The sequence below is a fragment of the Rhodopseudomonas pentothenatexigens genome (assembly GCF_900218015.1).
GTDB classification, from domain to species: domain Bacteria; phylum Pseudomonadota; class Alphaproteobacteria; order Rhizobiales; family Xanthobacteraceae; genus Rhodopseudomonas; species Rhodopseudomonas pentothenatexigens.
In genome coordinates this window covers 123747-138505 of sequence record NZ_UFQQ01000002.1, presented here as the reverse complement: position 1 = coordinate 138505, position 14759 = coordinate 123747, and the positions used below count along the sequence as shown (strand labels likewise).

The window sequence follows — 14759 nt, the reverse complement described above, 5'->3', positions numbered from 1 at the left end:
CGCCGGGACTCGGACTCTGTCCGCCGACGACGGGTCTTGGACCATCGTCCTCAATGGCGACGGCACCTACACCTTCACGCTGCTCGACAACACCCTAGCGCATGGGCCTGGTAACAACGGCGAAAATCCGTTCGGCGTGACCGTCACCTACACCGCCGTCGACGGCGATGGCGACACCTTGAGCGGCACCTTCGCGGTCAGCATCACGGACGACGCGCCCACGGCATCCTATTCCGGGCGGCTGACGTTGCAGGAAGATCGCGATCCGTCGACCGATGCGTTCGTCGTCACGTCGGCGAACGGCACCATGCTGTTCGACGGCGGCGCCGACGGCGCCAGGATCACCTCGATCGGCTACGGCCTCGGCAACGCGGCGAGCGGCTATCTGATCGCCGATGGCGATTCGGCGAGCTTCACCACCCGGCCGCTGACCTCGAACGGCCAGACGGTCGTGATGGAGACCTCGCCGGATGGACTGACCCTGACCGGCAAGACGCTCGGCGGCGACACCGTGTTCGTGGTCCAGGTCACCGATCCGTCGACCGGCGCCTACACCTTCACGCTGTCCGGTCCGATCGACCATTTCGACGCCGACGAGACCGGCGCGGCCGATCCGGCGCGGATGAAGATCCTCTTCACCGTCACCGACGGCGACGGCGACACCGCCACCAGCAGCCTGCAGATCGACATTCGCGACGACGCGCCGGTGATCGGTGCGACCGAAGCCGTCACGCTGGCCGAAAGCAGCGTTGCCGTGCCGCTCGCCAATGCGAGCTTCGAGGCCCGGTCGCTGGAGACCGGCCAGCCGGGCGTAGTCGTCGATGCCGTCCGGGGCAACTACACCTACGGAAGCCCGAGCGACTGGAGCATCATCGGCGGCAATGGCGGCCTGTTCAAGCCGACCGCCGCCGTCGTCGATGCCGACGGCCACGCCGGCGGCAACGTCGTCTGGCTGCGCAACGGCGCGATGCTGGCGCAGGACACCGGCGAAATGATCGGTGAGGGCGAAACCTACACCGTCCGGCTCAATGTCGGCGATCGCACCGACCAGGGGTGGCCCGGTGGCGAAGTGCGCCTGGTTGCGACCGACGGCGTCAACACCGTGATCCTTGCGCAGTTGTCGCTGCCGACGCCGCCGAACGGCGACTGGACCACGGTCGAATTGACCTCCGATGCAATCACCGCGGCGCAGGCTTCGGCTCTCGCCGGCTATCACCTGCGCGTCGAGATTCAGCAGACCTCGCCCGGCAGTGGCGATCAGATCCTGGTCGACAACGTCGAGCTGTCGACGCTGCAGCCTGCGTCCGATACTGGTTCGCTGAACTTCGATTGGGGCGCGGACAACAATCCGGCGCTGCGTACCCTGGCGTTCGCCGCATCGCTTGCGAACGATACCGCGGTCACGACCACGAATGGCCCGCTGACCTCCGGCGGCAAGGCCGTGCTGCTGGTGCGGGTGTCCGACACCGAACTGCTCGGCGTCGCCGACGACGACAACAACGGGGTCGTCGACGTCAACGGCCGCCTCGTCTTCCGCGTCACCCTCGACAGCGGCAGCAGCGCGCCCGACCACGGCAGCTACACTTTCACCTTGCTCGACAATGTCGACCATCTGCCTGTCGCCAATGACGGCAGCCTGTCGCTGAGCTTCGGCTTTGTCGCGACCGATGCGGATCAGGATTCGGCAAGCTCGAGTTTTGTCGTGACGCTGAGCGACGACGCAGCCGTGCTGGTCGGCAGCGTGACGACGGGTCTCGTTCTCGACGAAGACGATCTGGCGACGGGCACCGATCCGACCAAGGAGCCGGTGTCGGCGACCGGCAATCTGAATATCGACCTCGGCGCCGATGGTGGCAGCGTGGTGCTGTCCGCCGCGAACGCCAGCTGGAGCGCCGGGACTCGGACTCTGTCCGCCGACGACGGCTCTTGGACCATCGTCCTCAATGGCGACGGCACCTACACCTTCGCGCTGCTCGACAACATGCTGGCGCACGGCCCGGGCAACAACGGCGAAAATCCGTTCGGCGTGACCGTCACCTACACCGCCGTCGACGGCGACGGTGATTCCCTGAGCGGCAACTTCGCCGTCTCGATCATCGACGACGTGCCGGTGGCGCATGACGTCGCCGCCGCGTCCATGGGCGAGAATGCCGCCCCCACGGTGACATTGGTCGCCGGGGCCGATTACGAATTCGGCGCCGACGGCGGCACGATCGCGTTCGGCACGGCTTACGTCGACAATGGCCCGGCCGGCGTGACGCTCGGCCTGCCGACGCTGACGGCCGGGATCGACGGTCATTCCGTGACGATCGAGCCGGGCAGTGCGTTCGACGCGCTGGCGCTGGGCGACAGCGCTCTGTTGCACATCCCGTACACCGTGACGGACGGCGACGGTGATGCCGTCACCAAGATCATCACGCTCACGGTCACGGGCACCAACGATACGCCCGTGATCACCTCGACGACGGGACCGGCAGTAACCGGTTCGGTCACCGAGTCCGGCGACATCGCCGGGATCGCGGAGGCGGGGATCGGCGGTGCGCTGGAGCCGGGTTTCGCGGTGGCGACCGACATGTCGGGCCTGCTGACCAATCCGTCGTCGCTGTCGTCGTTGCTGGCTGCGGTGAAGACCGAGTTCGGCGGCGACACCGCCAAGGCGATCACTGCGGTCTGGGACTATCTGGACGACGTCTACACTTCGGCAGGGCCGAACCAGATCAACGTCAACGAGGCGTTCGTGCGGCTCGGCGTCGAATACGCCGCCTATGTCAAGGCCGGCGGCATGCCGCTGGTCGACGTGACCGCGAAGTTCACCGCCGACGGCGCCGACGCCGGGACTCTGCCCGACCGGCTGCAGTCGCTGCACGACAACCTGCTCGGCAATCTGCAGACCGCCGCGCTCGACCAACGCTTCGGCGCGGGCTCACCGCAGAACAGCGCGATGCAGGTGCTGATCAGCGGCGTCGATGCCGACCTGCTGACGCGGGCGTACTACGACGGCGGCGAGACCCACACGGCGCAGCAGGCCGCCGTGCGGGCGTGGGACATCGTCAACGGCTTCGTGCCGGCGGTGACCGGCCATCTGACCGCGGCCGACGTCGATCACAGCGCGGTGCTGGGCTGGTCGGGCAATGCGAGCGGCACCTACGGCACTTTCGCGATCGATCCGTCGACCGGGACGTGGACCTACACGCTGGACGACACCAGGCCGGCGACCCAGGCGCTCGGCCAGGGCGACAGCGTCACTGAGACCTTCGTGGCGACGGTGACCGACGAGCACGGCGCGTCCGACACGGTCGACGTCGTGATCACCATCAACGGCACCAACGACAACCCGGTGCTCACGACCGCGACTTCGCAGGCGAACGCGGCGCTGTACGCGGGCGGCGGACTCGACCACGTGGCGACGGCTGATATCACTGGCGACCATAAGTTCGAGATCGATCAGAACATCGACGGCGCGATCGCCGCGGCGCTGGCGGCGACCCCGAACGACATGCATGCGGTGCTGCTGCAGGTGCAGGCCGCGCTCGGCCACGCTGCCGGGTTCGGCGACGCCATCGCGGCGATGTGGGACTATGTCGACGATCACTACAGCTACTACGACACCGCCATCAACGCGGTTGGTGTCCGGCTCGGGATCGAGTATGCCAAACACGTCCAGGCGGGCGGCGAGCCGCTGACCGGGATCATCGTCAAGTACGCGCCAGACACCGCGGACGCCGGCACCGCGCCGGACCGCGTTCAGTCGCTGCACGACAACCTGCTCGGCAATCTCGATGCGGGTTCGATCAACGACAAGTTCCTGCCGGGCGGCGGCGGCGGCTCGAACCCGAATCCGGACATCGCGTTGCACGATGCGCTGATCGCCGAGATCAACGCGGCGGGGCTGGGCGGGCGGCCGTATTACGGCGGCACCGAGGGGACGAATCCGTCCGATACCCAGGCGTGGGACGCCGCGCACGGCCTGCTGCCGGGCGGCAGCCACCAGGTCGTCAGCGGCCAGCTGACCGCGACCGACGTCGACACCAATGACGCCGGCCAGCTGACCTGGTCGCTGGCGTCGACGGCGACGCCTTACGGCACGATGGCGATCGATCCGTCGACCGGGGTCTGGACCTACGACCTCGACAACAGCCTGCCGGCGACGATGGCGCTCGCGCAGGGCGAGACGGTGACGCAGAGCTTCATCGCCACCGTCACCGACGGCCATGGCGGCAGCGCCCGCCAGACCGTCACCATCACCATTCACGGCACCAACGACGCGCCGGAGATCACCGGCGGGGTCAGTACGGCAACGGTGTTCGAAGCCGGCAGCCTCGACAACGTGGTGACCGCGAACGTCGCGGCGGACCACAAGTTCGAACCGGGGGTGAATCTCGACAGCCTGATCTCGTCGCAGCTGTCGAGCGGCAGCCCGGTCGACATGGGCGCGCTGCTGACCGCGGTGCAGGGTGCGCTCGGGCCGCAGGCAGGTCAGGCCGACGCGATCGCGGCGGTGTGGGACTACGTCGACGACAACTACAGCTACTACAACAATCTGATCAACGAGGTCGGAATCCGTCTCGGCCTGGCCTATGCCGACTATCTGGAGGCCGGCGGCAAGCCGCTGCTCGACGTGGTGGCGAAGTTCAAGCCGGACGGCGGTGATGCCGGCACTCAGCCCGACCGGGTGCAGTCGCTGCACGACAACCTGCTCGGCAATCTCCATTTGGCGTCGATCAACGACAAGCTGCTCGGATCCGGCAATGGCGGGTCGAACCCGTCGCCGGTGCCGCAGTCGCTGTATGACGAACTGACCCAGGCGATCACCGACGCGGGTCTGGCCGGCCGTCCGATCTACAGTGGCGACGAAGGAACGCCGAACAATGCGCTGGCGTGGGACATCGCGCACGGCCTGGTTCCCGCGACCGGCGGCACGCTGACTGCAAGCGACGTCGATCACGGCGCGGTGCTGAGCTGGTCGGGCAGCACCAACGGCACCTACGGCACCTTCGCGATCGACGGCGCCGGCAACTGGACCTACACGCTCGACAACGCCCGCGCGGCGACGCAGGGGCTCTCCGAGGGCCAGACCGTCACCGAGACCTTCGTGGCGACGGTGACCGACGAGCACGGCGCGTCCGACAGCCAGACCGTGACCGTCACGATCCACGGCGCCAACGACGCGCCGCGGATCGAATGGGCGGCGACGATCGCCGATCTGTACGAGACCTCGGGCACCGGCTCGTCCGCAGTCCTGAACAAGGGCGGTTCGTTCCGGTTCAGCGATGTCGATATCGGCGACAGCCACCACGCCACGGTGACGCAGCTCACCAGTGACTACACCGCGAATCCGAGCGTGTTCCTCGGATCGTTCACGGCCTGGATCGACGGCGAACCGAACAACGCCGGCCTCGACAACGGCTCGCTGAAGTGGAACCTGTCGGTGACGTCCAGCGCCATCGATTATCTCGCCGCCGGCGAGAGGGTGACGCAGACCTACCGCGTCGACGTTGTCGACGCCCATGGCGCGGTGACCTCCAAGGTGATCACGGCCTACTTCATCGGCACCAACGACGTCCCGGTGATCACGCTGACGGGCAGCGACAGCGCCAGTGCCGCCCTGGTCGAGGCCGATGCCGGCCTGAGCGCGAGCGGCACGCTGACGGTGAGCGACGTCGACGTCACCGACGTGGTCACCGGCTCGGTGCAGTCGGTCGTCGCCACGGGTCCGACCGGCGGGCTGAGCAATGCGCAACTGCTGTCCTACCTGCAATTGTCGGCGCAGCCGGTGCTCGACGGCACCGAGACCAGCGACAAGCTGAGCTGGGCGTTCAATTCCGGCAGCCAGGCGTTCAATTTCCTGGCGGCGGACGAGAGCCTGACGCTGACCTACACGGTGCGCGCCACCGACGATTCCAGCGGCGCGGCGTTCGACGACCAGACCGTGACCGTTACGATCCAGGGCACTAACGACGTGCCGGTGATCACCTGGCACGAAGGGGCCGAGAGCTTCAGCGAACTCGCCGGTCAGACCGGCGCGGCGACCAACCGTCACATCCAGCGCAACATCGCGTTCACCGATCTCGATCTGACCGATACCCACACGCTGGTGATCACGCCGTTCAGCACCACGGCGCCGGGCGGCTCGTTCCTGGGCGCGACCTCGTTCAGCGTAGCGGATGCCTACGGCGACAGCACTGGAGCCAGCCGCAACTTCTGGTTCCACTTCAACGTGACCGACAGCGCGCTCGACTTCCTCGGCGAAGGCGACAGCGTGGTGCAGGTCTATCGGATCAACGTCGTCGACGACACCGGTGCGGCCTCGGTCGCGACCAAGACCATCACCTTGACCATCAATGGCACCAACGACGTCCCGGTGATCTCGCTCGGCTCGGGCGACAGCGCCAGCGCCGATCTGACCGAAACCAACGCCGGCCTGACCGCGAGCGGCACGCTGACGGTGAGCGACGTCGACGTCACCGATGTGGTCACCGGCTCGGTGCACTCCGTCACCGCCAGCGGCCCGACCGGCGGGCTGAGCAACGCCGATCTGCTCGGCTACCTGCAGCTGCCCGGTCAGCCGGTGCTCGACGGCACCGAGACCAGCGACAAGCTGAGCTGGACCTTCAACTCCGGTAGCCAGGCGTTCAACTTCCTGGCGGCGGACGAGACCGTGACGCTGACCTACACGGTGCGCGCCACCGACGACTCCAGCTCGGCGGCGTTCGACGACCAGACCGTCACCATCACCATCACCGGCACCAACGACGCCCCGACCATCACCGGCACGACCGCGGCCGTCTACGTCGAGCCCGACGGCGACAATGGCAACCAGGCGGCGGCGTATCTCGGCCTCAACCTGACGGTGACCGACGTCGATAACGGCGCCGATTTGTTCAACAAGGTGGTGGTCGCGATCACCAATCCAGTGGCCGGCGACGCCATCCACATCTACAGCAATGCCGACCGGCAACTCGCCACCGGCACGGTGGTCAAGCTCGTCAATCAGGCCAACCAGATTGATCACGCCGGCACGACGCTGACCATCACCAATGCGGCCGGCGGCACGCTGACCGCCGCGGAGGTCGAGGAGGCGCTGTCGCTGATCCGGTTCTGGACCAGCGACGCGCTGCCGAACAACGCGCCGGACCGCACCATCTCGGTCACCGTGTACGACGCGCTGAACCAGGCCAGCACGCCGCATTTGGTGACGGTCGACGTCACCGGCACCAACGACACCCCGGCGTGGAAGGACGGGTCGGCGCATCTGGCCGTCACCATCAACGAGGACACCTCGTTCGACCTGCAGGACTTCTTCACCGACACCCAACTGACGCCGAACGACCGCGACAGCCAGGGGCCGGCCCGTCTGACCCTGCACGCCGATCACGGCACGCTGACGATCGACCAGGCGATGGCGACCGCGCTCGGCATCACCATCGTCAGCGGCAACGGCAGCGGCACGGTGGTGCTGGAAGGCCCGCTCGATCCGGGGCTCGACGACCTGCTGGTGTCGGGCTACAGCACCCAGAGCGGCGTCACCTACACGCCGAATGCGAACTACACCGGCACCGACCACATCACCCTGACGGTCAACGATCAGGGCGACTACGGCATCGGGCCGGCCAAGGAAGCCGTCAAGGTCATCGACGTCACCATCATCCCGGTGAACGACGCCCCGACGATCAGCGCTGCCGCCGCGGCGACCGCGATCGACGAGGATCCGTCGAGCAACCCGGGCACGCTGGTCAGCGCGCTGCTCGGCGACGCCGCCGACATCGAGGGCACCGTCAGCGGCATCGCCGTGGTCGGTCAGTCGTCCACCGGCGGGCATTGGCAGTACAGCAGCGACGGCGGCGCCCACTGGGCCACGCTGTCGACCGATCCGCAGCACGCGCTGGTGCTCGGCCTGTCGTCGCTGGTCCGGTTCGTTCCGGAGCTCAACGTCCAGACCACCGCCTCGACCTCGCCGCAGACCCAGATTGCGCAGCCGTCGCTGACGTTCCACGCCTGGGACGGCACCAGCGGCCACACCGGCGACATCGTCGACCTGACCGCGCCCGGCGCCACCGGCGGCAGCACGGCCTTCAGCTCCGGCACCGGCACGTCCGTGCTGACGATCAACAGCGTGGTCGATCAGGTCTTCACCGACGACGACGATTCGGTCGACCTGGGAAGCTTGTCCAACGACCCGACCACCCAGGCCAACTGGTTCGAAGACGGCAACTATCTTGATGCCAAGGACGGCGACGATACCGTCGTGCTGCCCGACACCGCCGATGCGCTGTACGGCCACTACGCCGGCCAGACCTTCAACGCCGGGGCCGGCGACGACCACGTCACCGGTGGCGACACCGGCGAGCACATCGTTGGCGGTGTCGGTGATGATACACTCGAAGGCATGGCCGGCGACGACCTGCTCGAGGGCGGGGCCGATGACGATCAACTGATCGGCGGCAGCGGCACCGACACTGCGACCTACGCCACGAATCTGTCAGCCGGCGACATCAGCTACGATCCGTCCCTGTCCGTGTTCCGGGTCGACGCCATCGGGGGCGGCGAGGGCTCCGACGATCTGCAGGGCATGGAGATCGTCACCGATGGCGGCGGCCATCGTTTCCTGCTGGTCGGCGCGGGCGGATACGCCACCATCCAGGCCGCGGTCGCCGCCGCGCAGGACGGCGACACCATCCTGATCGCCAGCGGCCACTACGCCGAGCAGGTCGTGGTCGACGGCATCGACAATCTGACGATCCGCGCCGCGACCGGCGCCACCGTCACGGTCGATGCACCGGCCAGCCTCGTCGCCACCGGCGTTTCGCCGACCAATGGCAGCAGCATCGCGGGCGTGATCACGGTGAAGAACGCCGTGGGCGTCGAGGTTGCGGGCCTCACGGTCGACGGCCATCACCAGGGCGACAGCGCGCATCTGACCGCCGCCGGTGCCGGCACCATGATCGGCATTGCCTATCTCAACGCTTCGGGCACCATCGACGGCGTCACCGTGACCGGCATCCGTGAGGACGACGCCGGCATCGGCAACCAGCGCAACGTCGGCATCTACGTCTCCAACACCGATCCGGACGGCGGCGTCGCGACGCCGACCGCCGCGACGGTGCTGAATCCGATCGTGATCTCGAACTCGAAAGTTGCCGACTTCCAGAAGACCGGCATCGTCGTCGCCAACGCCGCGGTCGACATCCACGACAACACCGTGACCGGCATCGGCGCGACGCCGAACCAGGCGCAGAACGGCATCCAGGTGTCGGGGTCGACGGGTCAGATCCACGACAACACCGTGTTGGCGATCGGCTACGCCGGCAGCAGCTGGGCAGCCAGCGGCATCCTGACGTTCCACAACCTCAACCTCGTGATCGACCACAACACGGTCGACGGCGCGGGCATCGCCACCTCGACCCTCGGCATCGCCGCCGAGGATTCCACCGGCGTGGTCGTAACCAACAACGCGATCTCCAACGTCGCCTGGGCGATCGACGTCGAAGACTATCCGACCGCGTCCGGCTGGCCGGAATCGCTGCTGCCGGGTGCCAGCACGGTGTTCACCGGCAACACCTTCACGTCGATCGGCTTCGAGTACCTGTATTTCGACCCGAATCCGGCGACCACGGCGGCCTTCACCGTCGGCGGCACCACCGGTGACGACGTCATCTACGGCGCTGCCGGCGCCGACAATCTGAGCGGCAATGGCGGCGACGACGTTCTCGAAGGACGTACCGGCAACGACACGCTGAACGGCGGCGCCGGCAACGACACCCTGATCGTCGATGCCGACATCGCCGATGCAGGCTCGTACGGATCGCGCAACTTCACGCTCGGCGACGGCGCCACGCGTTCGATCTCGCTGACAGGCCTGTCCGGCGAGGGCGATGCGCTGATCGGCGGCACCGGCAGCGACACCGTCCAACTGGTCGCGGCGGCAGGGGCCTCCGGCTTCGTGTTCGACCGCGCCAGCTATCCCGGCACGTTGTCGGGGATCGAGCATTTCGTCGGCACCGACGGCAACGACCTGATCATGCTGCCGGCGGGCTACACCGCCGACGGCGGCGCCGTGACCATCGACGGCGGCAAGGGCAACGACTCGCTGCAGGGCAGCAACGTGGGTGGCGACACGATCCTCGGCGGCGAGGGGGCCGACCTGCTGTCCGGCCTCGGCGGCGCCGACACGCTGGACGGCGGCGCCGGCAACGACGAGATCTGGGGCGGCCGGGGCGATGACACGCTGGTCGGCGGCCACGCCGGCGACAGCGTCGCCGACCGCCTGATCGGCGGCAGCGGCAACGACACGCTGTACGGCAACGCCACCGACCTGACCGAGGCGGCGAACAAGTTCGCGCAGGCCAGCGAGGACGACCGCGCGATCTATGCCGGCTCGGCGTCCGACTATGTCGTCAGTTACAACAGCGGGCTCGGCGCCTGGCAGGTCACCGCCAAGGCGACCGCGCCGGACTACGACGGCGGCGGCAGCAACACCGACACGCTGTACGGCGTCGAAGGCATCGACTTCGGCAACGACGGTGTGGTCGACGTCAATCTGACGATGCCGGTGGCGCTGTTCAACAGCAGCAACGTGCTGATCGGGCAGTTCACGACGATCCAGGCGGCGATCAACGCCGCCGGCGATGGCGCCGGCCAATACATCGTCGCCGCGCCGGGCACCTACGCGGAAAATCTGGTCGTCAACCGCGGCGTCGAGATTCGCGGCGCCAACTACGGCGTCGACGGCGACCGCAGCCGCGGCGCCGAGACCGTGATCCAGGGGACGATCACCGTCACCGAAGCGACCAACGACGTGGTGATCGACGGCCTCGAGCTGCTCAACACCAGCGGCAACACCACCGCCTTCAACGGCCTCAGCGTGACCGCCGGTGCCGACGTCACGATCGCTCACAACCGCTTCGTCTCGTCGGGCCAGAACGGCGTTGGCGACCGCGCCGTGATGCTGACGACCCAGGCGACCGGCGACATCATCATCGACGGCAACGCGTTCGGCGGCGCCGCGACCGGCAAGTACAGCGACGCGAACTGGAGCTCCGGGATCTGGTCCGACGGCTCGTCGGCCCACCTGACGGTGACCGACAACGACTTCACCAACGTCCGCACCGCGATGAACCTCGACGGCTACGACGACGCCACGAGCTCGATCGCCGGCAACACCATCACTGCGGCCGGCACCGGCATCAGCATCGGAATCGGCAGCGACTCGGTCATCACCAACATCGACGGCAACACCTTCGCCAACGTCGATACCGACCTCAACCTGCGCAACCTGACCACTGGCATCCAGTTTGACGTCGGCGGTAACGGCAACGCCGCGCCGGACGGCATGACCATCCTGGCCGGCGCCGGCAGCGACGACGTCACCGGCACCAGCGGCGCCGACTTCTTCGACGGCAACAATCTCGGCAACCCGTCGGGCGCCGACACGTTCCGTGGCGGCGGCGGCAACGACATGATGTTCGGCCGCGACGGCGCCGACACCGCGAAGTTCGACACCGTCCTGACGGCGGCGAATTTCGCGGCCGTGACCGGCGTCGTCGTGCCGGGCTACGGCATCTCCACCGGCTGGACGGTCAACGCCGGCCCGGTGGAAGGCACCGACACGCTGATCCAGACCGAGATCGTCCAGGGTGGCGATCCGGACGGTGCCGGCGCCTCGTCGGGCCGGTTCCTGCTGGTCGGCAACGGCGGCTTCGCCAGCATCCAGGCGGCGGTCAATGCCGCGCAGAGCGGCGACACCATCTTGATCGCGCCGGGCACCTACAACGAGAATGTCACGATCGCGACCAGCAACGTGACGCTGATCGGCATGGGCGATGGCGACGACGTCGTCATCCACGGCACCTTCAAGGCCGACAACAGCCTCGCCGAGTCGGCATCGGTGGCCGACTTCCTAACCAACGCGCCGAGCTACAGCACCGGCAGCGGCTACGGCGTCACGGTCAACGCCGACGGCGTGACCCTGTCGAACTTCAAGGTCACCGGCTTCAACCACGGCCTCGAGATCGGCAACGGCACCGACCACACCACCGTCACCGGCGTCACCCTCGACGGCAACGTCATGGGTCTTTACAAGGACGGTGCCGGCGCTATCTCCGACCTGAAGCTGCTCGGCGGCGCCATCACCGACAGCTATATCGGCGTGTATCTGATGAAGGTCGCGGGCGGCGGCGACGCCACCGGCGTCACCATCGACGGCACACACTTCGTGCACCTGACTCAGAAGGGCATCTACGCCGAGACGCTGCAAGGCACCACGCTGTTCGACAATATCGTGATGACGGACGTCGGCCAGTACGGCGGTGGCCAGGCGTTCGGCGCCAAGGGCCTCAACGGCGCCGGGATCGACGTCAATCTGAAATACGGCACCTACACCGGACCGCTGACGATCGAGGACTTCACCTTCACCAATGTCGGCCGGTCCAACGGCCTCGGCAGCTCCCACTTCAACGCCGCCGCGATCGCCATCAAGGCGCGCGACGACGCGCCGAGCTACAGCGCGGTGCCGGCGAACTTCACCGGCGACGTCGTGATCCAGAACGGCACGATCAATGGAACGTCGACGGGCGTGCGGCTCGGCGAGCCGAACAAGCCGACCACCGGCATCGACATCGATCTCACCAATGTGAGCATCACCAACGCGCTGTATGATGCCGACAACACCACGACCAACGTGTTGACGGTGACCATGCCGGCCGGGCTCGACGACGTGTTCCTGGTCAATCCGGCGACCACCATCGGCGCGGTGATCGTCCACGGCAACGACTCGGACAACACGATCGTCACCGGCCAGGGCGCCGACACCGTGTACGGCGGCTTCGGCAACGACACCATCACCGGCGGGCAGGGCGCCGACATCCTGCACGGCGGCGACGGCGACGACACGTTCTATGTCACGAGCGGCGACAGCATCGTCGAGGGCAGCGGGGTCGGCTCGGGTACCGACGCGGTGTTTACGGCCGAGAGCTTCAACCTCTCGACCCACGGCGCCAACGTCGAAAACCTGACGCTGCTCGACGGCGCCAGCCACACCGACACCTTTGCGAACTTCGACATCGGGCCGATCACCAATGGTGAGAACGGTTGGAAGGTGGTCGCCGGCGTCCGCGACCAGGGCGTGGTCGACCTCGGCGGCAACCACGTGTTCAAGATGTCGAGCGATCCGAGCATCCCGGACTTCGCCGGGCCGTATTCGATCGCGCTGCCGGTAGCGGCGGGCGAAGCCTCCACGACCGCCGGCTACACGGCGCAGTCGATCTCGTTCCGCTTCAAGGCGGTCGATCCGACCGGCGACGATTCCCGGCTGGAGGTCGATTTCGGCAACGCCGCCGGAACCGACCGCAACAACTTCATGGTGATCGAGTCGACCGCCACGGGCATCCGGATCGCGGTCAACGAGCCGAAACTCGACGGCAGCTGGACCACTAACGACTTCAATGCCTTCACCGGCAATGTCACGCTGGCGAGCGGCGCCAGCCTGACCGAATGGCACCAGCTCGAGATGCGGCTGGTGTACGGCGACGGCTCCAACGACGACGTCATCGAGGTCTATCTCGACGGCGCGTCCATCGGTCAGACCACGACGTTCGAGAACTATCGGGAAGCGCTGCATGGGGCCGGCGCGCACGACGCGGATGCGGAGGCCAATCAAACGAGCCGTGTGTTCTTCCGGCCGACCGCGGGCGGCGCGGCGACGGACGGCCCCGGCGGCGTCAACGAAGGCTTCTACTTCGACGATGTGACCACGGCCGTCTATAACAATGCGAACGCCACCGGCAACGAACTCGCCAACGTCATCACCGGCAATTCCGGCGACAACGTCATCGCCGGCCTCGGCGGCGACGACCTCCTGCGCGGCGGCGCCGGCAACGATACGCTGCTCGGGGGCGACGGAAGCGACGTGCTCGGCGGCGGTCTCGGATCCGACAAGCTCACCGGCGATACCGGTGCCGACACCTTCGTCTGGCAGGCCGGCGATCTCGACGGCAATGCCGTCGACAGCATCCTCGACTACAACTTCGGCCAGGGCGACAAGATCGACCTGAGCGGGCTGCTCGACACGCTGTATGGCGGCACCCAGACCGACGCCGACGTCCAGCTGGTCGCCAACGGCGGCAACGTCGCGATCCAGATCGACAGCGATCCATCCTCGGGTACGACCCAGTGGCAGAGCGTTGCCACGATGGTCGCGTTCGACAGCGGCGGGCCCGATCAGGTCAACATCGTGCTCAGCAGGCTCACGACCGAGCAGAGTCACACCTACACGGTCTGATCGCGCGATCGCGATACACGCAGGGGAGGCCGCCTTCGGGCGGCCTTTTTCCGTTGGGCGACCCGCGGAGCGTGCGGGCGTTTCGTAAATCTGGCGCCGAACGTCGTCAGCGCAGGCCCGGTCGGCCGCACCACCATCGGTTGATTGCCGCGATGCGAGTCGCGCGGCGGGGGACATAAAAGGGCAGGTTCGCCGCTGCGGGCAGCCATGGGCGCTGATGCGCCGCAATCACCCCGGTTCCAGTTCGGAAAGTTACCGCCGGCCTGTTCAAAATAATACCCATTGGCTTGGTTCGTATTCCACACAATGTGAAGTGGAATTGCGTGTGAATCGCATGGTCCGGCGGGGTACCGAACATGTATTCGTGGTTCCGAAATCTGGAATTCTAGAACATAAGGGCTGCACGAATGTTCAATACTGCAAGTAAAAACTTCAATATTGTCTAGATTATCTTCCGGTGGTCTTCAGAACTACGAAATATAGA

Annotated in this window: 1 protein-coding gene; it reads left to right on the top strand. The window is 67.0% G+C overall.

The genetic code is table 11. The features are described from left to right. The first annotated feature begins 136 nt into the window (after nucleotides 1-136). A complete protein-coding gene (locus tag DWA33_RS25050; RefSeq protein WP_208639110.1) occupies nucleotides 137-14275 on the top strand; it encodes a VCBS domain-containing protein in 14139 nt (4712 codons plus the stop codon). Nucleotides 14276-14759 lie beyond the last annotated feature (484 nt).